This is a genomic window from Mycobacterium sp. ABE4_509 (assembly GCF_056160785.1).
This window is the reverse complement of sequence record NZ_JBSWXU010000015.1, coordinates 25,981-52,702: the sequence shown is the minus strand read 5'-3', so window position 1 is coordinate 52,702 and position 26,722 is coordinate 25,981. Positions and strand designations below refer to the sequence as shown.

The window sequence follows — 26,722 nt, the reverse complement described above, 5'->3', positions numbered from 1 at the left end:
CTACTAGCTGTCGTATACCCCGTCTGGAGCCGAATCTTTTCGCCGTAACAGCGGTATCAGAGTGACCACGACGGCGACCACGATCGCACCCCCCATCACCGCCGCGGTGTCTCGCGGATCGAAGAAGATCGTGCTGGCGGCGCCGAGCGCGACGATGCTCACCCACAGATAGATCAGCAGCACCACCCGCCGGTGCGAATGGCCGATCTCGAGCAGTCGGTGGTGCAGGTGCATCTTGTCCGGGCTGAACGGACTCAGCCCGGCGCGGGTGCGCCGGATGATCGCCAACAGCATGTCCAGTGCGGGGACGAACATGACGGCGACCACCAGCAGAAACGGCGACAGCAGCGCGAACACGTCGCGCACCCCGTAGGCGGTCTGCGAGATCGGGCCCGCCGCGGTCGTGGAGGCGGCAGCCAGCATCAGGCCGATCAGCATCGAGCCCGAATCCCCCATGAAGATCCTGGCCTTGTGGAAGTTGTGCGGCAGAAAGCCCAGACAGACCCCGGCGAGCACCACCGAGATCACCGCCGGCGGGTAGAACAGCACGTCCCCGCCGTGGTCACGCAGCAGGCCCACCGAGAACAGACAGATCGCCGATGCGGTGATCAGGCCGAGCCCGGCGGCCAGCCCGTCGAGACCGTCGACGAAGTTCATCGCGTTGACGATCGCGACGGTCAGCGCCAGGGTGAGCAGGATCGAGGCCACCTGGTCCAGCACGATGGTGCCGACACCGCCGATCGGGATGTAGAGCACGCTCCATGCCACCCCCATCGTGACCAGCACGCTCGCGGCGGTGATCTGGCCCGCGAACTTCGTCAGCGCGTCGAGCCCCCAGCGGTCGTCGATCAGCCCGACCAGCATGATCAACCCTCCGGCCACCACCACCGCCGGCATCCCCGAGGAGTAGACGAAACCCCGGGTCAAGGCCGGCAGCTGGGAGGCCAGCAGCACCGCGGCGACCACGCCGAGGTACATGGCCAGGCCACCCATCCGCGGGGTGGGTTGCAGGTGGACGTCGCGTTCGCGCGGGTAGGCCACCGCGCCCCACTTCGTCGCCAGCACGCGGACGAATCCGGTGGCCAGGTACGTGATGACGGCCGCGGTCAGGCCCACCAGCGCGAGCTCGCGCAGCGGTACCCCGGCCCCGCGATCGGCCAGCGCCAGCACGCTCCCGCGCTCGGCGAGCGCAAGAAGTCCCTCCGCGTTGGTTGCCGTGATCATCGCCGCACCGTAAGCCACCGGGACCGCAGTTCTATTCCGGCGTCTGCGCGGGCTCGTCCACCAGGCTGCCCGGCTCGACTCCCAGCACCGTGGCGATGGCCTCGACGCTGACCGGCCCCTGCCGCAGGACCCGCGGATGAGCCCCGGTGAGGTCGACGATCGTCGAGGCCGCCTGTTGCTCTGCGGGGCCACCGTCGAGGTACACCGCCACCAGGTCGGCGAGCTGGTCGCGGGCCTGCGCCGCGGTGACCGCGGCCGGCCTGCCCGAGATGTTGGCGCTCGACACCGCCATCGGGCCCACCGCCCGCAGCAACTCGATCGCCACCGGGTGCAGCGGCATCCGCAGCATGACCGTGCCGTTGGCATCGCCGAGGTCCCAGTGCAGCGAGGGGGCCTGCCGGACCACCAGGCTCAGCGCACCCGGCCAGAAGGCCCGGATCAGTTCCCTGGCGCTGTTGGGCACGGAGTAGACCAGACCTTCGATGGTGTGCCAGGACCCGACCAACACCGGAACCGGCATGTCCCGTCCGCGCCCCTTGGCCGACAAGAGTGCGGCGACCGCATCGCCGTCGAACGCGTCGGCGCCGATGCCGTAGACGGTGTCGGTGGGCATCACCACCAGCCGGCCGCTCTTGAGCGCACTGATCGCCGCGGCGACGCCGCTGTCCCGCTGCGCGGGGTCGGCGCAGTCGTACATGTCGGTCACGGGCGATCCGCCTTCGCTTCTCGCTGGTTCACGTCCGCCAGCCTCTCACCCGCCGCGCACCGCGGTCACGAATCGGGGGCGCCCGGCCAGGTCGTGTCGGGCTGTGACCTCGACGAAGCCCCCGGCGTCGAGGAACCGGTCGACGGTGTGCGCCGAGGTGGTGTCATCGTGTTCGACCGCGCAGCGCCCGCCGGGGCGAAGCAACCGGGCCGCCAGACCGACGAGGTGGGCGATGACGGACATCCCGTCCTCGCCGCCGAACAGGGCATGCGCCGGGTCGTGGTCGATCACCTCGGGATCCAGCGCCTCCGCGGTCGCCGAGCCCAGCGGAATGTAGGGCGGATTGGCCACCACCAGATCGACGGAACCGTCGAGGTCACCGAGTACCCCGGGGGTCGTGACGTCGGCCCGCACCAGTTCCACCGCGGTGCCGCGGGCATTGCGGTGGGCATTGCGGTGGGCATTGCGGTGGGCATTGCGGTGGGCATAGCCCAACGCGGTGTCGCAGTCGTCGACCGCGGTCACCCGGGCTTGCGGCAGCTCGGTGGCCAGCGCGATCGCCAACGCACCCGAGCCGGTGCACAGGTCGACGATGCGCGGGGCGGCCGGCAACGGCTGCGCCAGCGCCCATTCGAGCAGGGACTCGGTCTCCGGGCGCGGCACGAAGACCCCGGGGCCGACGTCGAGCACGACCGGACCGAACGGCGCGGTCCCGGTCAGGTGCTGCAGCGGAACCCGGGCCGCGCGGGCCGCGACGAGTTCTTCGTAGCGGTCGGCGAACCCGGGCCCGGGCTCGGTGAAGGCCAGCAGGCCCCGATCGGTTCCGGTGAGGTGCGCGGCGAGCAGCTCGGCGTCGACCCGCGGTGAACCGATGCCGGCAGCGGCCAGCGCGTCGGTCGCGGCCTCGATCAACCGGCGCATCGTCACCGGCCGGTCGACGGTCATCACGTGTTCTGCAGCCGCGCTTGCTTGTCGGCGGCGGCCAGCGCGTCGAACAGTGGATCCAGGTCGCCGTCGAGCACCTGGTCGAGGTTGTGCGCCTTGAAGTTGATGCGGTGGTCGGCGATCCGGTTCTCCGGGAAGTTGTAGGTCCGGATGCGCTCACTGCGGTCGACGGTGCGGATCTGGCTGGCCCGGTCGGCCGACGCGTCGGCCTGCGCCTGCTCCTCGGCCACCGCCTGCAGACGCGCGGCCAGCACCTGCAGCGCGCGCGCCTTGTTCTGCAGCTGGGAGCGCTCGTTCTGGCAGGTGACGACGATTCCGGTGGGCAGATGGGTGATACGCACGGCGGAGTCGGTGGTGTTGACCCCCTGGCCGCCCTTGCCCGAGCTGCGGTAGACGTCGATGCGCAGGTCGGACTCGTCGATCTGTACCTGTTCGACCTCTTCGGGCTCGGGGTAGACGAGCACGCCGGCCGCCGAGGTGTGCACCCGGCCCTGCGACTCGGTGACCGGCACGCGCTGGACGCGGTGCACGCCACCCTCGAATTTCAGCCGCGCCCACACCCCGTCGGCGGAGTCGCCCTTGCTGGCGATCGACAGCGTGGCGTCCTTGTAGCCGCCCAGGTCGGAGGTCGTCTCGTCGAGCATCGTGACCGTCCAGCCGTGTCGCTCGGCGTAGCGGATGTACATGCGGGCCAGGTCGGCGGCGAACAGCGCCGATTCCTCGCCGCCCTCGCCGGACTTGACTTCCAGCACGATGTCGTCGGCATCGTGCGGATCACGCGGGGCCAGCAGTTCGGTGAGGTGATCGTCGAGGTCGGCCACCGCGGCGGTCAGCTCGTCGACCTCGGCGGCGAAGGAGTCGTCGTCGGCGGCCAGTTCGCGGGCCGCTTCCAGGTCACCGCGCGCCGCCTCGAGCTTGCGGTAGGTGGTCACGATCGGCGCCAGCTGCGAGAACCGGCGCCCGGCCTTGCGCGCGGCGCCCGGATCGGCGTGCAGTTCCGGATCCCCCAGCCGGCGTTCCAGGTCGGAGTGCTCGGCGAGGATGGACTCGATCGCCGGTGCGGTGTCGGTCATCTCGCCTCCTCCTCTGGCCTGGTCCTGCTACCCGCCCCCAACCACGAAACGGCGCCCGGCCTGCGCGTGAGCTGCAGAACGGGCGCCGATCGGACGGCTACTTGTCGGCAGTCTTGCTGCGCTTGCCGTAGCGCTTCTCGAAGCGGGCCACGCGGCCGCCGCTGTCGAGGATCTTCTGCTTGCCGGTGTAGAACGGGTGGCACTGTGAGCACACCTCGACGGTGATCTGCCCACTCTGCTTGGTGCTGCGGGTGGTGAAGCTGGCTCCACAGCCGCACAACACGGTCGTGTCTACGTAGTCAGGGTGAATACCCGATTGCATGGCTTCCTCTTCCATCGTGGGGCCCCGGGTCGCCCTCCCCCGTCGGAGGAGGCTGCGGCGTGAACCGGAACCGAGGTGTCGGCGGTGCACCCGACCGGAGGCCGGATGACCAGCCCATTATGCCAGGTCAACCGCCAACAGCCTAAACGCGCACGCGGCGGCCACTATTCCTGTCGGTAGGTGCGGCCGTCACGCTTCCACATCCGCCGGCCGTCGGGTTCGGCCCCCATCGCGACCAGTTCGCGTTTGAGCACCTTGTTGGTGGCGGTACTGGGCAGCTCATCGGCGATCCAGACGTGGCGCGGCCACGCCTTGGGCGACAGATCGGGCTGTTCGGCGAGGAACTCGCCGAACCGCTCCGGGGTCAGCGCGGCCCCGTCCTGCAGGACGATCGCGGCCATCACCTGGTCCCCGACGAACTCGTCGGGGACCGGGTACACCGCGACCTGGCTGATCGCGGGCAACCGCACCAGGATGCGTTCGATGGGGGCCGAGGTCATGTTCTCGCCGTCGACCCGCATCCAGTCAGCGGTGCGTCCGGCCAGGTAGATCCATCCCTGTGCATCGCGGTAGGCGAGGTCACCGGACCAGAACATGCCGTTGCGGAGCCGTTCGCCGGTGGCATCGGGGTCGTTGTAGTAGCCGGCGAACATGCCCGCACCGTCGGTGTTGACCAGCTCCCCGATGGCTTCGTCGGGGTTGATCAGCTGGCCGTGCGGGTCGAATCGGGCCACCGCGCATTCGGTGACGGTGTCCGGATCGTAGATCGCCACCCCGGGGAATCCCTTGCCGATGGAGCCGGGCGGGCAGCCGTCCTCGCGCGTCACCGTCACCGCGTTCTCGGTGGAGCCGAAACCGTCCCACACCTGGCAGCCGAAGCGTCTGCCGAACTCGGCGATGTCGCGGTCGCTGGCCTCGTTGCCGAACGCCACCCGCAACGGGTTGTCGTGGTCGTCCGGGCGCTCGGGGCCGGCCAGGATGTAGGCCAGCGGTTTGCCCACGTAGTTCATGTAGGTGACGCCGTAGCGGCGCACGTCGTCGATGAACCGGGAAGCGCTGAACTGGGCGGGTGCCATCGCCGCGCCGGCGTTCAGGGCCACCGACCAGCCGGCCAGCACCGCGTTGGAGTGGAACAACGGCATCGACAGGTAGCACACGTCGTCGCAGGTGAGCTCGTAGCGATCGGCGAGCGCCGCCCCGGCGAGCAGGACCATGGCGTGCATGACCTTGACCGCCTTGGGGTCACCGCTGGTGCCCGAGGTGAAGATCAGCATGAAGGTGTCGGCCGCCGTGGTTTCGCGGTGCGGCCTCAGTTCCCCGGGCGCGGCGGTGATCTCCTTCCATTCGGGGCTGCCGACGACGAGTAGCCGCACTCCGGTGAGGTCCAGGCCGTCGAGCAGGCCGACGTTGTCGGTGTCGGTGATCAGGATCTGGCAGTCCGCGCGGCGGATGTCGCGGGTCAGGGCCTCGCCGCGGCGGGTGTTGTTGATGCCGCAGATGACGTAGCCGCCGAGCCCGGCGGCGGCCATCGCGGTGAGCATGTCCGGGGTGTTGCCCAGCAGGACCCCGACGTGCATCGGCCGGTCCGGATCGGCGATGCCGATCAGGGCTGCCGCCTGCTCGGCGGCGGCGTCGAGGTGCTGGCGCCAGGTCCAGCTCTCGCCGTCGAACTTCACCGCGATCTTCGCCGAGACGCCCTCGTCGTCCCGGAGGTCGCGCAACAGCTGCTGAACCGTCTCGGCCATCCGTCCGCCCTTCACGTGAACAGATTCTTACATGTGTCTACTCCCCGGATCGCCGGGCAGTCGACATCGGCCCGATACGCACGAGCCATCTGCGAAGATAGGTCCGTGAGCGTCGAGACCGTGACCAAGCCGGCCAAACCGGAGCTGAAATCCGTCCGGGACCGTTTGATCGACGCCGCCGAGCAGTGTTTGACCGCCAAGGGAATCCGCGCCACGACGGTGTCGGAGGTCGCCGAGGTCGCCGGTGTCAGCCGAGGTTGGCTCTACCGCCATTTCCCCGACAAGGCCGAGCTGCTCGGGGCGGCGATCGTGCGGCTCAACGACGCGTTCTGGACCGAATCGCGGTCCCGCCTGGACCGGGTGACCGGGTTGGACCAGCAGATCGCCCTCGGTGTCGCGCTGGCACGCCAGGAGTCCGAGACCCCGGGCGCCCTGGTCCTCAAGCTCCGCCAGGAAGAGCCCGAAGCGTTCACCGCGTGCGCGGGTATCGGTGTTCGCGGACTCATTCCCGAGATCGCCGCGTTCTGGGTTCCCTACCTGCAGGCGGCCGTCGACCGCGGTGAGATCCACCCGGACACCGACTGCGCCGAGGCCGCGGAGTGGGTCGCGCGGATCACGATGAGCCTGGCCACCGTGCCAGGGGAATTGTGCGACGTCGACGACCACGAGTCGGTGCTGCGCCACGCGCGGCGCTACATCGTGGCCGGGCTTCGCTGCGATCCGGCCGTCTGAGGTCGGCTACCCCGCCGCGTTGACGTCGGCGGGCCGACCGGTGAGCAGCATCAGCAGGTCCCGGATCGGCGCCGACACCACCTCCGGCCCGTCGCCGACGGCGAAGTCCGCGTCGATCGCGACCAGCCGGGTCCCGGCGGGCCGCCGCGGGCGCTGGAACGGGAGGCCGTTCGTCCACACCCGCTCGGCCGCGGCCACGGCGGCATCGGCCGGCATCGGTCGCTCGATTCCCAGCGGGACGCAGATGTCCTGGGCATGGACCAGCACGTCGATCAGCGGTTCCAGCGCGCTGGTGCCGGGCGGGTGACGGCGGCAGCCGACGATTCCACGCAGGTAGCCGGCCAGTTCAGCCGGCGTTCGGCGGTCTTGGCGCGCCATCCGGTCCACGACGGCGCCGAACCGGAAGCCGTTGCGCGCCGCCTGGGCCAGCATCCGCGGCATCGGAATCGTCGAGTGGGTCAGGTGGGCGGCCACATTGCGCACCGACCACCCCGAACACAGCGACGGCGTGTCCCAACAACCTGGATCGGCCGCGTCGATCGCGTCGATCAGATCGGCCAACTCGGCGCGTTGAACGTCGATGTGTTGCCAGACGGTGCCCCGGTCCACGGCCGCTCCAGACTCTTAATAGTCAGCTTTACTGACGAAATATAGTCAGCCACTCGTACTAAAGTCAAGGCATGGACACCCAACCGGCGACCGCGGTGTTGATGTTCATCGCGCACCGCGACGCGGAGAGCAGAGTGATGGCGGCGTTGGCGCGCAACGGCGTCGACGACCTCACGATCGCCCAGTCCAGACTGCTGCAACGCCTCGATCCCGCAGGCATGCGGCTGACCGACCTGGCCGAGCAGGCACGGGTGACCAAGCAGACCGCCGGAGCGCTCGTCGATCAGCTCGAGCGGGCCGGCTATGTGGTGCGCCTACCCGATCCGACGGACGCCAGGGCACGGCTGGTCACGCTCAGCGAGCAGGGCATCCGGATATGCCGGCTGGCCGCCGCCGAGATCGCCGCCATCGAACAGGAATGGCGAAACCATTTGGGCGACAACGACTACACCGCACTACGCACAGCACTCGTCTCGCTGCGGGCCGTCACCGACCCGTACCAGTGATTTCGGCGTGGCCGGTCGCGCCCAGCGCGACTCCCCACGCCGAACCCGCTCACTCGGTGTCGGGGCCGCCGGGGGTGTTCTTCGAGACCTGGACCAGGAACTCGTAGTTGTTCTTGGTCTTGCGCAGCTGGCTCATCAACAGGTCGATGGCCTGGTGCGGGTCCAGCCCGGACAGCACCCGGCGCAGCTTGTGCACGATCGCGAACTCATCGGGCGAGAGCAGCAGCTCATCCTTACGGGTGCCGGACGGATTCACGTCCACGGCCGGGAACACCCGGCGCTCGGCGATCTTGCGGTCGAGCTTGAGCTCGGCGTTGCCGGTGCCCTTGAACTCCTCGAAGATCACCGTGTCGCCGGTCGATCCGGTCTCGACCATCGCCGTGGCGATGATCGTCAGCGAACCGCCCTCCTCGATGTTGCGCGCCGCGCCGAGGAACCGCTTGGGCGGATACAGCGCCGTCGAGTCCACGCCACCGGACAGGATGCGACCCGATGCCGGCGACGCGTTGTTGTAGGCGCGTCCCAGCCGGGTGATCGAGTCCAGCAGCACGACGACGTCCTTGCCCTGCTCGACGAGGCGCTTGGCGCGCTCGATGGCCAGCTCGGCGGCCTGCGTGTGGTCGGACGGCGGCCGGTCGAAGGTCGAGGCGATGACCTCGCCCTTCACCGAACGCTGCATGTCGGTGACCTCTTCGGGACGCTCGTCGACCAGCACCACCATCAGGTGGCACTCCGGATTGTTGCGGGTGATCGCGTTGGCGATGTCCTGCATGATCGTGGTCTTACCGGCCTTGGGCGGCGAGACGATCAGGGCGCGCTGCCCCTTACCGATCGGCATGATCAGGTCGATCACCCGGGTGGTCAGCCGTTCGGTGTTGGTCTCCAGACGCAGCCGCTGGTTGGGGTACAGCGGGGTCAGCTTGCTGAAGTCGGGCCGCTTCTTGGCGTCCTCGACGGATCCGCCGTTGACGCTGTCGATGCGCACCAGCGGGTTGAACTTCTGGCGCGGATTCTTTTCCCCGCCCCCGTCGCCTTCCCGGGGCACCCGCACCGCACCGGTGATCGCGTCACCGCGGCGCAGACCGTTCTTACGCACCATGTTCATCGAGACGTAGACGTCGTTGGGCCCGGCCAGGTAGCCCGAGGTCCGCACGAACGCGTAGTTGTCGAGCACATCGAGAATGCCCGCGACCGGCTGGACGACGTCGTCGTCACGCAGCTCGGCGTCCCGGTCGTTGCCGCCGTCGCCACCGCCGCCACGCTCCCGGCGCCGGCGATCCCGGAAGCGGCGACCGCGCCGTCCCTGGCGTCCCTCGCCTCCGCCGTCGTCGTCGTTGTTGTTGTTCCGGTTCTGGCCGCCGCCCTGCTGGTCGGAGCCGTCCCCCTTGTCGGACTTACCGCCCTGGTTGTCCTGGTTGTCGCGCCGGTTCTTGTCCTTGTCGGAGGACTGGGCCTTGTCCGACTTATCGGCCTTTTCCGACCCCTTGGCCTGCTGTCCGCCGTCCTGCGACTTCTGCCCTTTGCCCTGTTCAGAGGGCTGCTCGCCGGCCTGCTCGGCCGCGGCGCCGCCCTGCTCGCGGGAAGCCGAGCGGCGCTCGCGGCGCTGCTGGGCGGGCTGGGATTCGGAGGTCTGGGCCGAACCGGTGTCCGAGCCCTCCGCGGGCGACGCATCGGCAGCCTGGGTCGGCGCCCCGCCGCTGCCCGCCTCGGCGACCGGTGCGCTCTGCTCGGCTCCGTCGCCGGCGTCCGCCGCCTTCTTGCTGTTCGAGGTCCCGTTGGAGTCGCCGCGGCGTTCCCGGATCGCAGCGATCAGCTCGCTCTTGCGCATGCCGGAGGCGCCCTCGACGCCGATCTCCTTGGCGAGTGCGCGCAGTTCCGGGAGCACCAGCGTGCTCAGGGAGCCCCGCCTGGACGGCGCGGCATCCGCTGCGGTCGGTGCTTTCGATTCCGCGGGCGACGAGGCGTCCGCGGTCACGGTGTTCGGCAGCTCTCCGCTGTCGGTGCTGCCACCAGCCGTGATGAGGTCCGTATCAGTCACGGATTTCCTTTCTTCCCTCGCTGATCTAGTCACGCGGGGGTTCGGTGCGTTCAGCTGATGGGCTCAACGCCACGGACACACCATTGCCGATGCAACGGCGATCTCCGGGGTTCGCCGAATACGGCAAACCGTCAGTCCACAAATTGAACACCTGAAAGAAGAGTGGTCGTCCTAGTGTCGGCGCAGGTAAACACGCTGCGATTGCTGGACAGCAGCGAGAATAACCCGCATCCGGGCCGGAAGCAAGAAACAACGTGATTCGCATGTTGCATCTGTTACTCCCGGCGACGGGGTCCGTTACCGGCGAACCGTCACGCCCGACGTCCACTTGACGCCGTCGCCGACCGACATCCGGTTGACCGCGAAACCACTCGCACGGCCGAACTCGAGAGCCTCGGCAGGCAGTTCCGCGTCAGTGCTCAATGCCAGAACTGCAGGTCCAGCGCCTGACAGCACTGCTGGTACGCCACAACGCCGGAACACCGCGAGATATTCCGCCGAAGCCGGCATCGCCGACGCCCGCTGCGGCTGGTGCAGGACGTCCTCGGTGGCGGCCATCAACAGGTCGGGCCGTTCGGTCAGCGCCACGACCAGCAGCGCCGACCGACTCAGGTTGAAGCGCGCGTCGGTGTGGCTGACCTGCTCGGGCAGCACCGCACGGGTCTCGGCGGTCGACGAGCGCACCTGCGGGACCGCGGTGAACAGGTGGATGCCGGGATGAAGCCGGATCGCCGCCGCGGCGAACCTCGGCAGCTGCGCGCCGGCGTCGGTCCAGGAGACCACCGCTCCGCCGAGCACGGCGGCGGCCGCATTGTCGGGGTGGCCCTCGAATTCCGAGGAAACCTGCACCATCCGAGCTTCGGTCATCAAGGGGCAACCCGCTTGCGCGGCAAGACCATTGGTGGCAGCGAGCCCTCCGACAGCAGCCGCGGCCGACGAACCCAGTCCCCGGGAGTGCGGAATCTCGTTGCGGCAGCGGACGATCAACCCGGGAGCCACCGTCCCGGTCTCCGCCAGACCGCGTTGCACGGCGCGCACCACGAGATGGGAGGCGTCCAGCGGAACCTGACCGGCACCCTGCCCCTCGACCTCGACGACCAGCCCGGAATCGGTTGTCTCGACGATGACCTCGTCATACAGACTGAGCGCGATCCCCATGCTGTCGAAGCCGGGTCCGAGGTTGGCGCTGGAGGCGGCGACCACGGCGGTGGCCGTCAGCCCTGGCGGCAGTGTGTGGGTCACTGGACTCCCAACCGGCTCTAGACCAGACCCAGCTTGGCAACCACGGCCACCGGATCGACGGGCACCGGGATGACGGCCGGCATGCCTTTGAGCGCGGTGTCGGGGTCTTTGAGTCCGTTTCCGGTCACCGTACACACCACCGTGGAGCCGCGCGCCACCCAGCCGTCCTCGATGGACTTCAGCAGGCCGGCGATGCTCGCCGCCGAAGCGGGTTCGACGAACACGCCCTCCGTGCGCGCCACCAGGTGGTAGGCCGCCAGGATCTCCTCGTCGGTCGCCGCCAGGAACCGTCCGCCGGACTCCTGCTGGGCCTCGACCGCCGAACTCCAGGAGGCCGGCGAGCCGATGCGGATCGCGGTGGCGATGGTCTCGGGATCGCTCACCGGCTCACCGGTGACCAGCGGCGCCGCGCCGGCGGCCTGGGTGCCGAGCATGCGCGGGCGGCGGGTCGCCAGGCCGTCGTGGTGGTACTCGGTGTAACCCTTCCAGTAGGCGGTGATGTTGCCGGCATTGCCGACGGGCAGTGCGTGCACATCGGGCGCGTCGCCGAGCGCGTCCACGATCTCGAAAGCCGCGGTCTTCTGCCCCTCGATGCGAAATGGGTTGACCGAGTTGACAAGTGACACCGTCGGGAAGTCCGCGGTGAGTTTACGGGCCAGTTCCAGGCAGTCGTCGAAGTTGCCGTCGATCTGGATGATCTTGGCGCCGTGCATGACGGCCTGGGCCAGCTTGCCCATCGCGATCTTGCCCTGGGGCACCAGGACCGCGCAGGTGATGCCGGCGCGGGCGGCGTACGCCGCCGCCGACGCCGAGGTGTTGCCCGTCGAGGCGCACAGCACCGCCTGCTGGCCGCGTGCCACCGCCTCGGTCACGGCCATCGTCATGCCGCGGTCCTTGAACGACCCCGTCGGGTTGAGCCCCTCGACCTTCAGGTGCACCGTGCACCCGGTGTAGTCGGACAGCCTGGGGGCCGGCACCAGCGGTGTGCCGCCTTCGAGCAGGGTGATCGGGGTCCAGTCGTCCTCGACGGGCAACCGGTCACGGTAGGCCGCGATCAGGCCCGGCCAGGGCTGGTGCACGGCGCGGGGCGCGGTGGTGCTCACTCGGTGGTCCCTTCCATCCGCAAGACGCTGTTGATGCTCTGCACGACCTCCAGATCAGACAGTGCCGCAACCGTTTCCGACAGCGCCGCGTCGGTCGCCTGGTGGGTCACGACGACGATGCGCGCGCCGCAGCGCTGGCCGCCCTCGTCGACCATGCCTTCCTGGCGCACCTCGGCGATGCTGACCTCGTGGCGGCTGAACTCGGCCGCCACCGTCGACAGCACACCGGGGCGGTCGGCGACGTTCATGTTGACGTAGTAGCGCGTCGGGATGACCCCGATGGGCGCGACCGGCAGTTTCGCGTAGTTGGAGTCCCGGGGGCCACGGCCGCCGTAGACGCGGTTGCGGGCCGCCATCACCAGATCACCCAGCACCGCGGAGGCCGTCGGGGAGCCGCCGGCGCCCTGGCCGTAGAACATCAGCCGCCCGGCCGCCTCGGCCTCCACGACCACCGCGTTGAACGCGCCGTTGACCGAGGCCAGCGGATGGTCCAGCGGCACCAGCGCCGGATACACCCGCGCCGAGACGCTCTGCTGCCCGTTGGCATCGGTGAGCCGCTCGCAGATCGCGAGCAGCTTGATCGTGCAGCCCAGCGCCCGCGCCGAGGCGAAGTCGGCGGCCGAGACCATCGTCATGCCCTCGCGGTACACGTCGTCGGCGGTGACGCGGGTGTGGAACGCGATGGAAGCCAGGATCGCGGCCTTGGCCGCGGCGTCGTAGCCCTCCACATCGGCCGTGGGGTCGGCCTCGGCGTACCCCAGCGCGCCGGCGTCGGCCAGCGCCCCGGCGTAGTCGGCGCCGGTGCTGTCCATCTCCGAGAGGATGTAGTTGGTGGTGCCGTTGACGATGCCGGCCACCCGCAGCACGGTGTCCCCGGCCAGCGACTGGGTCAGCGGGCGGATGACCGGGATGGCCCCGGCGACCGCGGCCTCGAAGTACAGGTCGACGTTGGCGCTCTCGGCGGCCTGCGCGATCTCCCCAGCCGAGACCGCCATCAGCGCCTTGTTGGCGGTGACGACCGATTTGCCCTGCTCCAGCGCGGCCAGGATGGCCTTGCGCGCGGGCTCGACCGGCCCCATCACCTCGACGACGATGTCGACGTCGTCGCGGGAGACCAGCGCCTCGATGTTGTCGGTGAGCAGCTCGGCGGGCACCCCGCGGTCACCGTCGACCCGGCGCACGCCGATACCGCGGACCACCAGCGGCGCACCGACCCGCGCAGCCAGATCTGCCGCGCTCTCCTCGATGATCCGCACCACCTGGCTGCCGACGTTTCCCAGCCCGAGTACGGCCACACCTATTTCCCTGCCGGTGCGCTTGCCGCCCGCTTCGGTCACCGTTTCACCTCACTTCCAGACTCAAGAGATCGTCGACCGTCTCCCGGCGCAGGATCAGGCGGGCCCGCCCGTCGCGCACGGCCACCACGGCGGGCCGACCGATCAGGTTGTAACGACTCGACATCGAATAGCAGTATGCGCCGGTCGCGGCGACGCCCAGCAGGTCACCCGGGGCAACGTCGTCCGGCAGCCACGCGTCGCGCACCACGATGTCCCCGCTTTCGCAGTGCTTGCCGACGACCCGGGACAGTGTCGGGGCCGCCTGGCTGTCGCGCGACAGCAGCCGCACGTCGTATTCGGCCCCGTACAGGGAGGTGCGGATGTTGTCGCTCATCCCGCCGTCGACGCTGACGTAGCGGCGGTGCGCGGTCGAGCTGACCGCGACGTCCTTGGTGGTGCCCACCTCGTAGAGCGTGATGGTGCCCGGCCCGGCGATGGCGCGGCCCGGTTCGACGACCAGGTCGGGAGATGGCAGCCCGACGGCGGCCGATTCGTCACGCACGATCGCCAGCAGTTTGTCGGCCAGCTCCCGCATCGGCGGCGGATTGTCGTACGGCAGATACGAAATGCCCAGCCCGCCGCCGAGGTCGACGATGGACATCTGGGAGGTCTTGTCGATGCCGAATTCGGCGACCACGTCGCGCAGCAGACCGATGACGCGGTGCGCGGCCAGTTCGAACCCGGCCACGTCGAAGATCTGCGAGCCGATGTGGCTGTGCAGGCCGACCAGGCGCAGGTTGTCGGCCGCGAACACCCGGCGGACAGCCTCCATCGCGGCGCCGGTGGCCAGCGACAACCCGAACTTCTGGTCCTCGTGGGCGGTGGAGATGAACTCGTGGGTGTGGGCCTCCACCCCCACGGTGACCCGGACCAGCACGTCCTGCACGACGCCGGCGGCACCGGCGATCTGGTCGAGCCGGTCGATCTCGATCATCGAGTCGACCACGACGTGGCCGACCCGATTGCGCACCGCGGCGGTCAGCTCGGACACGGATTTGTTGTTGCCGTGCAAAGCGATTCGCTCAGCCGGAAAGCCGGCGTGCAGCGCGACGGCGAGCTCGCCACCGCTGGCGACGTCGAGCGCGAGCCCCTCTTCGTCGACCCACTGGGCGATCTCGGTGCACAGGAAGGACTTCGCGGCGTAGTGGACGTGTTCGCCGCCGCCGAAGGCCTGCGCGATCTCGCGGCAGCGGGAGCGGAAATCGTCCTCGTCGATGACGAACACCGGCGTGCCGAACTCGGCGGCGATGTCGGTCACCGACACCCCGGCGATCGAGACGGCGCCGTCGTCACCGCGAACGGTGTTGCGGGGCCAGACGTTACGCGCCAGCGCCGAGACCTCCTCGGCGGCCCGCGGACGGTCGGGGGCGCCGCCGTGGTGGATTTCCTCGGCGTGTCTGGGGCCGGCGGGATGCGCGATCACATGCGCTCCGGAGCACTGACGCCGAGGATGGCCAGCCCGTTGGCGATGACCTGGCGGGTGGCCTGACACAGCGCGAGCCGGGCCGAGTGCAGCTCACCGGATTGCTCGTCACCCTGCGGAAGCACCCGGCACGAGTCGTAGAACCGGTGGTAGTCGCCGGCGAGATCCTCCAGATAGCGCGAAACCCGGTGTGGTTCACGCAGTCCGGCCGCGGTCTCGAGCACCCGGGGGAACTCCCCGATGTTGCGGATCAGGGTGCCCTCCTTGTCATGGGTCAGCAGGTCCAGGTGCGCGGTGTCGGGCGCGACGCCCAGTTCGGCCGCGTTGCGGGCCAGTGCCGACAGCCGCGCGTGGGCGTACTGCACGTAGTAGACCGGGTTTTCGTTCGACGCCGAGGACCACAACTCCAGATCGATGTCGATCGGAGTGTCCACCGAGCTGCGGATCAGCGCGTAGCGCGCGGCGTCCACCCCGATGGCCTCGACGAGGTCGTCGAGGGTGATGACGGTGCCGGCCCGCTTGCTCATCCGCACCGGCTGCCCGTCGCGCACCAGGTTGACCATCTGCCCGATCAGCACCTCGACGGTGTCGGGGTCGTCCCCCAGCGCCGCCGCGGCGGCCTTGAGCCGGGCGATGTAGCCGTGGTGGTCGGCACCGAGCATGTAGATGCACAGATCGAAACCACGCTGGCGCTTGTCCAGGAAGTAGGCCAGATCGCCGGCGATGTAGGCGGGCTGCCCGTCGCTCTTGATGACCACCCGGTCCTTGTCGTCGCCGAAGTCGGTGGTGCGCAGCCAGACCGCGCCCTCGGATTCGTAGATGCTGCCGTTCTCGCGCAGCTGGGTGACGGCCTGTTCCACCCGCCCGGAGGTGTGCATCGAGTCTTCGTGGGTGTAGACGTCGAAGTCGGTGCCGAAGTCGTGCAGCGAGGCCTTGATGTGGTCGAACATCAGGTTCACCCCGATGGCGCGGAAGGTCTCGCGCATCTCGTCGTCGGGCAGGCTCAGCACGTCGGGATCCTTGGCGAGCACCTGGGCGGCGATGTCGGCGATGTAGGTGCCGGCGTAGCCGCCCTCCGGGGCGGGCTCGCCCTTGGCCGCGGCGATCAGCGAATTGGTGAACCGGTCGATCTGAGCGCCGTGATCGTTGAAGTAGTACTCGCGCTCCACGTCGGCGCCCTGGGTGCTCAGCAGCCGGCCCAGCGCGTCGCCGACCGCGGCCCAGCGGGTGCCGCCGATGTGAATGGGGCCGGTGGGGTTGGCCGAGACGAACTCGAGGTTGACCTTGCGCCCGCCCATCGCCTCCGACGTGCCGTACCGGCCGGCCGCGGCGATGACGTTGCCGACGATGACGTTCTGCGCCGAGGCCTCGATGCGCAGATTCACGAATCCGGGACCGGCGACCTCGGCGGCGGCGACACCGTCCGCGGCGGTCAGCGCTTCGGCCAGCCAGCCGGCCAGCTCGCGCGGGTTGGCGCCAACCTTCTTGCCCAGCTGCAGTGCCAGGTTGGTCGCGTAGTCCCCGTGCTCGGGGTTGCGCGGACGCTCGACGGTCACGGTCGCGGGCAGCACGGAGGAGTCGAGGCCGTGCTCGGCCAGCACCGCGGCGGCGGTCGACTTGAGCAGCTCGGCCAGATCGGCGGGGGTCACGGGGCACCATCCTATGGTCTGGGGCCTTCTGCCCCCGAATCCGTTTCCTCTTGCGCCGATGCGCTACGCTGGGCCACGCCCATCGGCGCCGTCGGTCGCGAGTCCGCACCGCACGCGCCCCCGTAGCTCAGGGGATAGAGCGTCTGCCTCCGGAGCAGAAGGCCGCAGGTTCGAATCCTGCCGGGGGCACCCCTTTGACCAGCGGTTTCTCACCGTGGTCTAAGTCCCGTGCTATCCCCGTGCTATTTCGAGCTCGCTGGTGATGGTCGCCTCGATCGAGGAGACATTTCGAAACGTGGACAGCCTGTCCCCCCACTCGGTGCGTGCGCCCCCTGTCGATGCCGGTACGCGTTTCGCCTCCCCCACCTTGAGCCCGGGGGCGCCGCTGCGCACCCAGTGAAGTTGGTCGACCTCTCCGGCGAGAGCGCCACCTTCAGAACCATCTCGCCCCCCGGGGCCCACATCTCTTCCCTGCGTCTTGGCCAGGCGGCCAATAGGAGAATCCAATCGTCATGCACGAACACACCTATGCGCCGACCCAGGCGCCTACCGAACCTGAAATCGCCGCGCTGGAATCCCTCATGCAAATGCCCCCTCCGGCATGCCAGGCAACAACCCTGCATGGTGCCACGTGCACGAAACCGGCGGCGTGGCTGCTGAACATTCACGGCTGCCATCAGGTGCTGCTGTGCACCCAGCACTTGCGGGCCTGGGAGCACAGGGCCCAGTCGACGATGGCGCCGTACTGCCGCTATTGCGGTCAAGTGTGGGCCTCAGTGAGCGACACCTACACGATGGTGGCGCTGTGAACCAGGTGGCGCATCTTATCGATGCGGACAGCATGGAGGCTGGCTGGTACCAGGATCGCGCGGCCACACCCGAGGTGCTGCCCGCACGCGTGGGTGAGTGGAAGATCTGGCAATACGCGCAGTCGTTGTCTGCGCGCACAGTCGACGAGCGGATCGCGACGGTTCTCCGATGCTCGGCCTGGGCGCACACCGACGCCGAGCATCTCCGACCAGATCAGATCTCGGCGTGGCTCGCTGAGGACGATTGGTCCGACAACACTCGGTGGACCTACCACACGTCGTTGGCGAGCTGGTTTCGTTGGTTGCAGCAGATGGAATACCGCGTGATCAACCCCATGGACAAGGTCGGCCGGCCGCGGCGACCGCGAGGCACGCCACGGCCGCTTTCTGATGACAACATCCGGCGGCTGCTCAGGACGCCGATGCGACGCCGATCGCGGGCCATGATTTTGCTTGCAGCGATGCAAGGCTTCCGTGCACACGAGATCGCCAAGATCAAGGGCGAGCACCTTGATCTTGTCGAGCGGACGGTGATCGTCACCGGCAAAGGGGGATACACCGCGACGCTGCCCCTGCATCACATGGTGGTCGAGATCGCTTATCAGATGCCGCGGAAGGGATATTGGTTCCCCGGCGTCGATCGTGGCCACCAACGCCGCGAATCGGTGTGCGGGACGATCAAAGAGGTCATGCTGCGCGCGAACGTCCCAGGCTCAGCGCATGGTCTCCGCCATTGGTTTGGTACAGCGCTGGTGCGCGCCGGCGTCGACCTCCGAACGGTGCAAACCCTCATGCGCCACCAGAACCTGGCCCAGACCGCGCTCTACACCGAGATCTCACGAAAACAGCAGATGAATGGAATCCAGTTGCTCGACCCGTTCGGCGTCGCGAACACTGCCGCGGCATTGACCACCGAGCAGCCGCCAGGACGGCCTGAGAAGTCGGCTGTGGAACAGCCGCCGTCCCCCAAGGTGAATATCGACGATCTGCGGCGCCAAGCGGCCGAGCTTCTAGCTGCGGCTGAAAGGCTCGAACGGTTGGCCGCGCAAGGATGAATTGGCCGCAGCTCCGGGTGGTGACGGACCAGCGCGCCACCCCCGGGGAGGGCTTCAGACGGCTGTCGCCCGCTGACGGGCTGCCGATCTCAGCGCATTCGCTTCGTCTTCGGTGCACTCGTCCCAGTCGCCACTGAATCGGACTCGGCTACTGAGAGCGGGCACGTCGACCCAGGTGCCACGCTTCGCGTTGTAGGTTTGGCCGTCGGACCCGGAGAAGTCCGGCCCGAACGGGGCGTCGGTGTGGATGCGCGCGACGCGGCCGTAACCGTCGGTGAAGTACCTCATCAAGTACCTCCTCCTCACCCTTTCCGCACCATTGTGGCAAGGCACGGCGATGCTCCAAACTCAACGCCGACAGGAATATCCGAGCCCCTGCATCCGCGGACAAAATGGCTCGGCGGCGAGAATCTATCACTGCTTCAGCCTTACGCCACCTTGGCGCAGCGGCGCGATCATCTGCAATGGTGTGCCTAGCGGGGGTCGCGACTTACTTCTGCATGCCTCCATGTTTCGGCGACGATGTTTACCATCATGGTGGTGGAGGTTGTCCTCCCTGCGGTCGGCGGGTCTTCTGTCGCACCGTTCAGGTAATCTGGTCGGAAGTGCCGCCCGCGAAGGTGGCGACAGGTGAACAACAACATCACTGTTTTCTATGCAGACCAGCCCGCGCACGCCCACGAGCGGCGGGCTCTCAATGTTGTGCGTAACGAACTTGCTCGCCGCAGCATCTCAGCCACGCTGCTGGTCAACTTCACGGTCGCGCGCGGAGCACGCCAAATCGACCTACTGATCGTGACCGATCGGCGGTGCGTGAACGTGGAACTCAAGCATGTCGACCCCACGCTGCCACTGGTCGCAACGCCTAACGGTCCGTGGCGTCAGCGCATGCCAGATGGCACCGAGCGCATGGTCGCCGATCACGGCTACTACGACCAGGCACTGCAGGAGACTTACGGGGTCGCCGACGTCATGGCCGATCTCAACCGCAAGGGTTTGGTCCCCGGTCCGACTGGTCGAGGTTTCGCCAGGCACATCGACACAGTGGTGTGCTGCGACCCACACATTCCGGAGGGTTCAAGGCTGAACCGTCGCGCCTATGTCACCGTCGTCGGACTCGATACCTTGGTCGACCGACTGGCTCAGCCGGGGCCAGGACTGCCGCATTGGGACAGTCGGCACTGGGACGAACTAATTCGTCATCTCGGCCTCTACCCGGAGGGTGAGGACACCCCCGCGGCGCTGCGTCGCCGGGCCGATGCGGCCGCGGTCGAAGACTATCGGCGCCGGTTCCGGGACTTCACGGCCGCAAATTTGGCGCCCCTCGTCCCGGCCAGCGCGCTCATCGACTCGGTGGCGACCGCCGTTGATGCCGACGCGATGGCGGATCGACTTGTCGGTCGACAGCACCGAGTCCAACTGACGGCCGAAAGTGGGCAGGGCAAAACACATCTAGCCCGACACGCCGCGCTGGCTCTGACCGATCGCGGCCAAATGGTGGTGTGGATCGATGCCGACGATTACCGCAAGGGCCAGCTCATACAATCGTTGCGCCGCGCGGTGAGCCCTTTCAGCACGCAAGAAGCTCACGCCCTGCTGGCCAAGGCAGCTGAAGGCGGATCCGGGATCACCGTCGTCATCGACGCCCTCGAGAAATGCCCCCACGGTGACAAACTGCTCGAACAGCTTCACTCGCTGCAAAACCAGTATCCGGCAGCGATTCTAGTGACAACCACCAGCGAGTCTGCACCGCTGCTGTCCGCCACATGCATGGTGGAACTGCGGGATCCGACCGGTGCGGAACGTGCGCGCATCGCTACGACCTATGGCACCTCCGATCGCGTCACCGAGTCTGAGGAGTATCGGAGCCGCTACGAGATCACCTTGGCTGCACAGGTCATCGCAGACCTTCCCGAGGGCCAGGACGGCAACACCGAGGTCCTCGATGCCTACATTCGTCGGCGCACCCCTAACGAGGCCGTCCGGTCCGGGCTGCGGTGCTTGGCGCAGACCATGAACGTCGACGTGCGGACCGCACTGCCGATCACGGAGGTGATGACTGCGCTGCGCCGCTGCGAAGCCCTGGCCACCAACCCGTCGGCCATCGACGACACCCTGGCCTCACCGCTCGTGCGGGTCCATCAGGGACGGCTGCGATTCGGCCATGAAAAGCTCGCCCGTTTCCTGGCTGCCCAGCATTTGGTGTTGTCCGCTGGCGACGGTGCGGAGTTGGCCCGGCTGCTCACCCAGCCCGCACACCAGGATCTTCGTGAGCATGCCATTGTGTTAGAGAGCGACCCGGTCCGCCGCTACGACACCATCCGTGAGCTCGCCGACCCTACGCTGATCACCGCTGCCGCACACGGATCGTTCGGGATCCCCACCGCCAAGCAGGCCCGCGCTGACATTGCCGAGGTGCTCATCCAGGCCACCGCTGACGCACCGCATTCCAACTTCTCGGCCAAGGATCTGTACGCCGCATCGCTGGAAGGCACCTGGCATCACCGTCGCGAATGGACACTGATCGAGGAGGCCTTGCTGCTCGCCGCGGGACGGTCCGCCTACCACGGCATGTTCCTGCCGGAGATCGGCGCGTTGATGGACGCCACCGATACCGTGATGCGGGCCGCGATGCGCGACCTCCAGAGTGCGGGCAGCCGCGTGGCGACTAGCACCGTGGTCGCCTGCACATTCGGCCCGCACGGTCGACGGTGTACGCCAGCGGCCGGCGTGGTGGCTCACGGCGCCGAGAGCGCCAGGATCTTCGGCAACCGCTCGGCGATGGACGTGGCGACCGCGACGCCGATGTGGCGGCCCAATCCGCGTTGCTTCGGCAGGCTGTACCTGGCCGCCCTGCTCAGCCACCCGGTGCGTCACGACCTCGACGCGCAGAATCTGCCTGATCTCGTCAAGAACGGCCTCACTGTAGGCGGCTACCATCTTCGCCTGAAGGTACTGGAGGCCGCTCTATACGGCAGCAGTGTCCTGACCGCGCAGACCCGCGAACGCATGATCGACGTGCTGTGCAGCTACGACAACGACCCCGGCGACCTGGGTACCAGCTCGACGCTGATCGACGCACTCGCCGCCTACGGCCAGATCACCCCCGTAACCTCACTGGAGGCCATCCAACGCGAGATCGCCACCGTCTTGAGCAACGTCGACGACCCCGATCACCAGGCACGGGCGCAGGGCATCGTGGCCAGCATGTTCGAAGACGAACGCGTGATCGGCCCTTACAGCGAGGCGGTCGACTCGCTGCCGGCCGATCAGCGGCTGACCCTCTACGCGATGTCGGTCATGCCCGGCGACTACAGCTTCGGAACGCCTTGGTCGGTCAAACAACTCGCCGAGGGCGCCACCAGCGGCGATGATCTGGTTGTGCGTGCTCTGGCACGCTACGCCGGACCACCACCGCGCAACACATTTATTCCGTCGGAGGCCGTGGCTGCCCACCTCAACGGCTTGTCCGGCTGGGCCAGGGTCTCGCCTACGTTGCCACCGTCCGACGAGCCGGCCGACGAGGCCGCCATCGCGTGGCGACTGGTCGATGAACTGTTGCTGCAGCTGTTTCGTGGCAACACGAAAGCCCTACAGAAGCAAGCACTCTGGGAACGCCTCTTACACGAAACGCCGGGCGCGGCGGTCAGCGTCCTGTGCGAACTATATCGCGTGAACAGCGAACTTCTCGGCAGCGACCAGACCTCCGCGATCCATCCACACCGTGCCCTGCTCGCCGCCTATCCCGATCAGGTTCGAGTACTGCTGGAGTGGGCCCTGACCCACCGCGACGAACTACCGGGAGCGCGCCAGGAGTGGGATCCCATGGGCGACACCAGCACCTACGCGGTGCGGGTGCTCGGCCTGGTCGGTACGGCCACCACTGCGGATCTGCTGCGCCACCACTACGTCCACGACCCAGACCTTGGCCGCGCCGCTGTCGAGGCGGTCCATGCCATCGACTCACGCCTGCACCGCTGAATCACGTGGGGTTTCCGTAGCCGCCGCTACCGGGGATCTTGGTCGCCCCACCCGAAGCCCGTGGACGCCATCGCAGGCCCGGCATGGCTGTGTCGGGATTGGTGGCGGGTCCGGGTGGATTAGGTAGACCTGACCTTGACATCATGCAAGTTGGTGACAGTTCACGCCATTATGTGGCGCGTGCCCCACGAGAACGGAAGAGGTGGCCTGACCGATGGCATTCGTGGGCAAATCCAAGCGGGTTGCACCGCAGTTCGAGACGCCGGAGGAGATGTACCTGCGGGGGGGCCTGCCCCGCACCGGCAATGCCGTGAGCTCGCTGTGGATCCACCAGGGTGACGTGCTGCGGGCGTACGCCGAAAAGCACCAGGACACTGCAGATATCGCGTTGGAATTGCCGACCGGTACCGGCAAGACGCTGCCAGGCCTGCTGATCGCCGAGTGGGTCCGGCGGAAGAGGGCAGGCCCGGTGCTCTATGCCACCCCAACTAAGCAACTCGCCCGCCAGGTCCTGGCGACCGCCAATGATGAAGGCATCTCGGCCCGTCTTCTGGTCGGCAGTCACCACCGCTGGAGGGTCACCGACCAAAGCGATGTCGATGGCGGCGGAGCAATCGCCATCACGACCTACAGTTCAATCTTCAACAGCAGCCCGAAGCTACCAGTGCCGCGCCTGGTGGTGTTCGACGACGCCCACGCCGGCGAGCAGTTCGTCGGTGAGCACTACAGCGTCACCATTCGCCGCCACGAGGATTCGTCGACCTATTTGTCGGTCCTGGATGCACTGCGCCCGTTCCTGCCAGGGCTGCAGATTCAGCGGCTGCAGGGTCCTCCCGACCCCGGTTCCCACCACCAGGTGCGACTGGTCCTGCCGGCGGCGGATCCCGCCGCCGTAGCGACACTGGACACGACGTTGGCCAGCCTTGGGGATGACTACAAGTTCGGGTTCGCGATGATCCGCTCCGGGTTGACAGCGTGCTGCGTTTACGTGTCCTACGGCGGCATCCAGATTCGCCCGATGATCCCGCCGACCTTCCAGAACCGTGTGTTCTCCAACGCCGGTCAGCGCGTCTACCTGTCGGCGACACTGGGCGCCGGCGGCGACCTGGAACGAGCGTTCGGCCGCGCCGACATCGTGCGAATGCCGCTGCCGACCAAGACGCCGCCGCGCTCGGGCCGGCGCCTGTTCGTGTTCCCCGACCTTGTCAAGGGCGAGGACCCCGTCGGTCTGGTCAAAGACGTGGTCGCCACCACCAACAAGGCGCTGGTCCTCAGCCAGAGCTCCTCGGAGAAGACCGAGGAGGCCGCACGCGCGCTGGCCGGTGCCGAGGTGGCGGTGTACGGCAAGGACGACGTCGAACACGGACTTGCGGCGTTCGCTCAGGCGCCAACGGGGGTACTTGGCCTGGCCAACCGATATGACGGGCTGGACCTACCCGGTGACGATTGCCGGATCGTCGTTCTCGACGGCAACCCGGACGCGGTGAGCCTGCAGGAGAAGTTCCTCAGCGAACGGGCCGCGGCGACCGCAGCCCTGGCCGAGCGCTTGCGCACTCGCATCGTTCAGGGAGCTGGCCGGTGCACGCGCGGCCCGAACGATTACGCGATTGTGGTGGTGTTGGGCTCCGATATCACCAGGTATTTCTCCAGGCTCGACCATAAGACGGCGTTGGAAGTCGAACTGCAGGCCGAGGTGGAATTCGGGTGGGAGAACAGTCGAGGCCAGACCGCGGCCGATGTCCTCGATAACGTCGTCACCTTCCTCGAACACGGCATCGGTTGGCGCGAGGGCGGTGAGCCGCTGATCGCCGAGTTCCGCGAGGACGCCACGAAGATCGACCCTCCGGGTGCATTGGCGCTCGGAGAGTCGGCAAAGCTAGAAGTCGACGCTTGGCGGTTGTCCTGCCGTGAGGACTGGCCGGCTGCCAGCCAGACGCTCGAAGAAGCTGCCCGCGTTGTCGGCAGCGGCGGTGAGGCGACCCGGGGGTACCGCGGGCTGCTGCTGTACCTTGCTGGGGTCTGGATGCACCTGGGCGCCCAGGGCGAAGCCCACCGCGCCCACGCACGCCAACTGCTTCGCGACGCCGCGAATGCCTCAGACCGCGGCACCTGGCTCACCGAGATGAAGGACCTTCCCGGCGCGGAGAAGATCCCCCTGGCCGGCGCGGACGTGGTGGCAATCAACGCTTTGGTCGCGAGGCTGACAGGGCAACTCAAACCAGGCGCCATCAAGACGTCGGTGGAGCAGATGTGCTCGGCGCTCAGCCACGACGAGGCGGGCCCGTATGAACGGGCGTTGACCACCCTCGGCACGTTCCTGGGGGCGTCGGCAGCCAAGCCGCCGGGTCAGGGGCGCTGCGATTCGGCCTGGCGATGGGACACCGCTAGGTGGTTGACGATCGAGGCGAAATCAGAGGAGCGCGCCGATCGTCTGCTGCCGCTCAAAGATGTGCGGCAGGCCAACACCCAGCTCGATCAACTCGCCGCCGACCAGGGAATGGAACACGCCCCCGCTGGTAGCCCGACTATCCTGGTGTCGGATCGGCTGACCGTGGCACCCGATCCGGCCGCTGTGGCGAATCCGAATGTCTATCTCGTCTCCACCGAGGTGGTCAGCCACATTGCCGGTGACGTGGCAACCGTCTGGACAGATCTGCTGGCGGCCGCTGCCCGGCCAGGAACCAAAACACATCCTGAGCGACCACGTGCAGAACCTGCTCACCGACAACGGCTGCCTGCCGACCCAGGTATGCGACCGCCTGATGCAGTACAGGATCCGTCCTGGCGAGTAAGGAGTCCTCTGATCGCCAGACCAGATACAGCCGAATCGATGCCGCTGCGGCGGTTGAATTTCACCAGACCCCGGCAGAATGGGCGAATCGGTTGCGCCTCAGTCCGGGTGGGCGGCGCGCAGCCGACGAATTTTGATCTGGCCGCCGATCTAGCGTTCGCGTTGCGGTGCGAGCCGGACGTTCGCCGTGGGCGACGGCCAGGCTCACCATCCGTGGCCTCGGGCCGTCGTACTTCGCGTCGCCTTTCTAAGTTCAGGGGCTAAGAGAAGAAGTCGCACTAGCCGAGCACGCTGATCGCGGACAACAGCGTCATGAAGGGCATCGAGTGGTTCACCGATAGGCCCTGGGCACAGTCCCCCAACATGTACCGCGAGTTCCTTTGTCGGAGCGACGGCTGTTCGAAATTGGGGCGAAAGTCGTTGGCGGTTCAAAGTGCGTTCTCCGACCGCGCACCTCGTCGGCTACGGCGACAGCGATTCCAATGCGCGTTAGGAGGACGGATGCGCTGGATCACGTCTACTATCGTCGAAGTCTGATGTTAACGAGGGGGTACTTTATGCCAATCGACCAGCCGCCGCAGCACCCGCAGGTCAGTGAAGTTCGCTATGCGAAGGAGCAGGACAAGCAGCGCAAGAAACGCGATGAGGAACGCAAAAAAGCAATCGCTGCTGACATTGCGATCAAGAATAAGCAAACCAGTAAGAACAAGTAGCCAAATAGACGCAACAAGAATACCCCATGGACGAGTACGCGGAATTTCAGCAGTTCGCCAAGACGATTGCTGACGAAAGGCTCGAACAGACCCGCGCAAGCGGATTGCCCCCACAGTCTTGGAAGGATGATTCGGGCCTCGAGAAGGAGGGTTGGAGGTTTGAGAATCTGGACCACACGATCCATCGCGAATCAACGTGGCGAGGCCAAGGCGACTTCTACGAGTCTTGGGGGAACGCCTGCATCTTCCTCAGCACCGAAGGCGAATTCTTCGAGTATCGATTCACGGGCGAGGAAACACCAAGCGGAACGAGCCTTAAACACTCGTTGCGCAAATTAACTGCCGGCGAAATGGTCGGGTCGTCTGGCGAACCGTTCGAGGAGTGGACACAGAAATTGCGACGGTATCGCTACGCCGGCCGCTGATCGCGAACACAATCCAAGCTGGAGTTCCTATGCTTTCGACGAAGCTTATCAAGCTGCGTCGGCAGCGGATCTCCATGAGTACGCCGTTGTTGCCGTTCAAGCCGCCAACGGCGCCTACGCCAACCTGCACGCGCAGATTCCGCTCAACGCAACCCGACAGATTGACGCTTCGGTCCGCGACACGCTCCCGACGGCTCGTTTCAAGTCGTGCCGGATGATCTGCCGCTGGTCTACGCGGATACGATCCGGAGCCCCTTCGGGACACCCGGCGATAACGTCAAGGTGCCCGACCTC

At 67.5% G+C, this 26,722-nt stretch carries 22 protein-coding genes and 1 tRNA gene; 9 read left to right on the top strand and 14 right to left on the bottom strand.

Features of this window, described 5'->3' with window-relative positions:
* Positions 1-3: 3 nt before the first annotated feature.
* The 6 genes from ACXAID_RS05700 to fadD1 all read right to left on the bottom strand — a co-directional run bounded on the left by ACXAID_RS05700 (position 4) and on the right by fadD1 (position 6,015).
* Positions 4-1,224 carry a glycosyltransferase family 4 protein gene (locus ACXAID_RS05700; protein WP_475021217.1) on the bottom strand — a complete coding sequence of 407 codons (1,221 nt, stop codon included), beginning with the start codon at positions 1,222-1,224 and terminating at the stop codon, positions 4-6.
* Between the two features lie 31 nt (positions 1,225-1,255).
* Entirely contained in the window at positions 1,256-1,930 is a 675-nt protein-coding gene (locus tag ACXAID_RS05695) for an L-threonylcarbamoyladenylate synthase (protein WP_475021216.1), read from the bottom strand.
* A 45-nt stretch (positions 1,931-1,975) separates the two neighbouring features.
* Positions 1,976-2,875 (bottom strand): peptide chain release factor N(5)-glutamine methyltransferase, encoded by a 900-nt coding sequence (gene prmC / locus ACXAID_RS05690; protein WP_475021215.1) that lies wholly within the window; start codon positions 2,873-2,875, stop codon positions 1,976-1,978.
* On the bottom strand, positions 2,875-3,948 hold the full coding sequence (prfA, locus tag ACXAID_RS05685; protein ID WP_475021214.1) for a peptide chain release factor 1: 1,074 nt from the start codon (positions 3,946-3,948) through the stop codon (positions 2,875-2,877). The genes prmC and prfA overlap by 1 nt, the downstream gene beginning before the upstream one ends.
* A 97-nt stretch (positions 3,949-4,045) precedes the next feature.
* Positions 4,046-4,270 carry a 50S ribosomal protein L31 gene (rpmE, locus tag ACXAID_RS05680; protein ID WP_475021230.1) on the bottom strand — a complete coding sequence of 75 codons (225 nt, stop codon included), beginning with the start codon at positions 4,268-4,270 and terminating at the stop codon, positions 4,046-4,048.
* A gap of 164 nt (positions 4,271-4,434) precedes the next feature.
* Entirely contained in the window at positions 4,435-6,015 is a 1,581-nt protein-coding gene (gene fadD1 / locus ACXAID_RS05675) for a fatty-acid--CoA ligase FadD1 (RefSeq protein WP_475021213.1), read from the bottom strand.
* 105 nt (positions 6,016-6,120) lie between these two features.
* Here fadD1 and ACXAID_RS05670 point away from each other — a divergent pair, with 105 nt between their 5' ends.
* On the top strand, positions 6,121-6,747 hold the full coding sequence (locus ACXAID_RS05670; RefSeq protein WP_475021212.1) for a TetR/AcrR family transcriptional regulator: 627 nt from the start codon (positions 6,121-6,123) through the stop codon (positions 6,745-6,747).
* Positions 6,748-6,753: 6 nt separating this feature from the next.
* On the opposite strand, the gene ACXAID_RS05665 is transcribed toward ACXAID_RS05670, so the two are convergent.
* Entirely contained in the window at positions 6,754-7,356 is a 603-nt protein-coding gene (locus tag ACXAID_RS05665) for a maleylpyruvate isomerase family mycothiol-dependent enzyme (protein WP_475021211.1), read from the bottom strand.
* Between the two features lie 71 nt (positions 7,357-7,427).
* Here ACXAID_RS05665 and ACXAID_RS05660 point away from each other — a divergent pair, with 71 nt between their 5' ends.
* Positions 7,428-7,862: a MarR family winged helix-turn-helix transcriptional regulator gene (locus ACXAID_RS05660; protein ID WP_475021210.1), complete on the top strand. Its 435-nt coding sequence runs from the start codon at positions 7,428-7,430 to the stop codon at positions 7,860-7,862.
* Positions 7,863-7,911: 49 nt separating this feature from the next.
* Here the strand turns inward: ACXAID_RS05660 and rho are convergent, their stop codons facing one another.
* The 6 genes from rho to argS all read right to left on the bottom strand — a co-directional run bounded on the left by rho (position 7,912) and on the right by argS (position 16,654).
* Positions 7,912-9,900, bottom strand: a complete 1,989-nt coding sequence (rho, locus tag ACXAID_RS05655; RefSeq protein WP_475021209.1) for a transcription termination factor Rho — start codon at positions 9,898-9,900, stop codon at positions 7,912-7,914.
* Between the two features lie 297 nt (positions 9,901-10,197).
* Positions 10,198-11,142: a homoserine kinase gene (gene thrB / locus ACXAID_RS05650; protein WP_475021208.1), complete on the bottom strand. Its 945-nt coding sequence runs from the start codon at positions 11,140-11,142 to the stop codon at positions 10,198-10,200.
* Positions 11,143-11,159: 17 nt separating this feature from the next.
* A complete protein-coding gene (gene thrC, locus ACXAID_RS05645; protein ID WP_475021207.1) occupies positions 11,160-12,245 on the bottom strand; it encodes a threonine synthase in 1,086 nt (361 codons plus the stop codon).
* Complete coding sequence (locus ACXAID_RS05640) at positions 12,242-13,582, bottom strand: homoserine dehydrogenase (protein ID WP_475021206.1); 1,341 nt, start codon at positions 13,580-13,582, stop codon at positions 12,242-12,244. The genes thrC and ACXAID_RS05640 overlap by 4 nt, the downstream gene beginning before the upstream one ends.
* Before the next feature lie 4 nt (positions 13,583-13,586).
* Positions 13,587-14,966, bottom strand: coding sequence for a diaminopimelate decarboxylase (gene lysA / locus ACXAID_RS05635; RefSeq protein ID WP_475021229.1), 1,380 nt, complete (start codon positions 14,964-14,966; stop codon positions 13,587-13,589).
* 35 nt (positions 14,967-15,001) lie between these two features.
* On the bottom strand, positions 15,002-16,654 hold the full coding sequence (gene argS / locus ACXAID_RS05630) for an arginine--tRNA ligase (protein ID WP_475021205.1): 1,653 nt from the start codon (positions 16,652-16,654) through the stop codon (positions 15,002-15,004).
* 116 nt (positions 16,655-16,770) lie between these two features.
* On the opposite strand from argS, the gene ACXAID_RS05625 reads away from it, so the two are divergent.
* From ACXAID_RS05625 to ACXAID_RS05615, 3 genes are all read left to right on the top strand, one after another.
* Positions 16,771-16,843, top strand: a tRNA-Arg gene (locus ACXAID_RS05625).
* Between the two features lie 323 nt (positions 16,844-17,166).
* On the top strand, positions 17,167-17,463 hold the full coding sequence (locus ACXAID_RS05620) for a hypothetical protein (protein ID WP_475021204.1): 297 nt from the start codon (positions 17,167-17,169) through the stop codon (positions 17,461-17,463).
* A complete protein-coding gene (locus ACXAID_RS05615; RefSeq protein ID WP_475021203.1) occupies positions 17,460-18,518 on the top strand; it encodes a tyrosine-type recombinase/integrase in 1,059 nt (352 codons plus the stop codon). Before ACXAID_RS05620 ends, ACXAID_RS05615 begins: the two co-directional genes overlap by 4 nt.
* A 54-nt stretch (positions 18,519-18,572) precedes the next feature.
* Here ACXAID_RS05615 and ACXAID_RS05610 read toward each other — a convergent pair whose 3' ends face one another.
* Positions 18,573-18,806: a hypothetical protein gene (locus ACXAID_RS05610; protein WP_475021202.1), complete on the bottom strand. Its 234-nt coding sequence runs from the start codon at positions 18,804-18,806 to the stop codon at positions 18,573-18,575.
* A 342-nt stretch (positions 18,807-19,148) separates the two neighbouring features.
* On the opposite strand from ACXAID_RS05610, the gene ACXAID_RS05605 reads away from it, so the two are divergent.
* The 4 genes from ACXAID_RS05605 to ACXAID_RS05590 all read left to right on the top strand — a co-directional run bounded on the left by ACXAID_RS05605 (position 19,149) and on the right by ACXAID_RS05590 (position 26,428).
* A complete protein-coding gene (locus ACXAID_RS05605) occupies positions 19,149-22,499 on the top strand; it encodes an NACHT domain-containing protein (protein ID WP_475021201.1) in 3,351 nt (1,116 codons plus the stop codon).
* A 214-nt stretch (positions 22,500-22,713) separates the two neighbouring features.
* Entirely contained in the window at positions 22,714-25,554 is a 2,841-nt protein-coding gene (locus ACXAID_RS05600; protein ID WP_475021200.1) for a DEAD/DEAH box helicase, read from the top strand.
* 293 nt (positions 25,555-25,847) lie between these two features.
* Positions 25,848-26,003, top strand: a complete 156-nt coding sequence (locus ACXAID_RS05595) for a hypothetical protein (RefSeq protein ID WP_475021199.1) — start codon at positions 25,848-25,850, stop codon at positions 26,001-26,003.
* A gap of 26 nt (positions 26,004-26,029) precedes the next feature.
* On the top strand, positions 26,030-26,428 hold the full coding sequence (locus ACXAID_RS05590) for a hypothetical protein (RefSeq protein ID WP_475021198.1): 399 nt from the start codon (positions 26,030-26,032) through the stop codon (positions 26,426-26,428).
* Positions 26,429-26,722: the final 294 nt, after the last annotated feature.

What these genes read in the sequence shown, in the direction of transcription:
- ACXAID_RS05700 (WP_475021217.1), bottom strand. Translation starts at nt 1,224, where the DNA reads ATGATCACGGCAACCAACGCGGAGGGACTTCTTGCGCTCGCCGAGCGC.
- prmC (WP_475021215.1), bottom strand. Translation starts at nt 2,875, where the DNA reads ATGACCGTCGACCGGCCGGTGACGATGCGCCGGTTGATCGAGGCCGCG.
- prfA (WP_475021214.1), bottom strand. Translation starts at nt 3,948, where the DNA reads ATGACCGACACCGCACCGGCGATCGAGTCCATCCTCGCCGAGCACTCC.
- rpmE (WP_475021230.1), bottom strand. Translation starts at nt 4,270, where the DNA reads ATGCAATCGGGTATTCACCCTGACTACGTAGACACGACCGTGTTGTGC.
- fadD1 (WP_475021213.1), bottom strand. Translation starts at nt 6,015, where the DNA reads ATGGCCGAGACGGTTCAGCAGCTGTTGCGCGACCTCCGGGACGACGAG.
- ACXAID_RS05660 (WP_475021210.1), top strand. Translation starts at nt 7,428, where the DNA reads ATGGACACCCAACCGGCGACCGCGGTGTTGATGTTCATCGCGCACCGC.
- ACXAID_RS05620 (WP_475021204.1), top strand. Translation starts at nt 17,167, where the DNA reads ATGCACGAACACACCTATGCGCCGACCCAGGCGCCTACCGAACCTGAA.
- ACXAID_RS05610 (WP_475021202.1), bottom strand. Translation starts at nt 18,806, where the DNA reads ATGAGGTACTTCACCGACGGTTACGGCCGCGTCGCGCGCATCCACACC.
- ACXAID_RS05600 (WP_475021200.1), top strand. Translation starts at nt 22,714, where the DNA reads ATGGCATTCGTGGGCAAATCCAAGCGGGTTGCACCGCAGTTCGAGACG.
- ACXAID_RS05595 (WP_475021199.1), top strand. Translation starts at nt 25,848, where the DNA reads ATGCCAATCGACCAGCCGCCGCAGCACCCGCAGGTCAGTGAAGTTCGC.
- ACXAID_RS05590 (WP_475021198.1), top strand. Translation starts at nt 26,030, where the DNA reads ATGGACGAGTACGCGGAATTTCAGCAGTTCGCCAAGACGATTGCTGAC.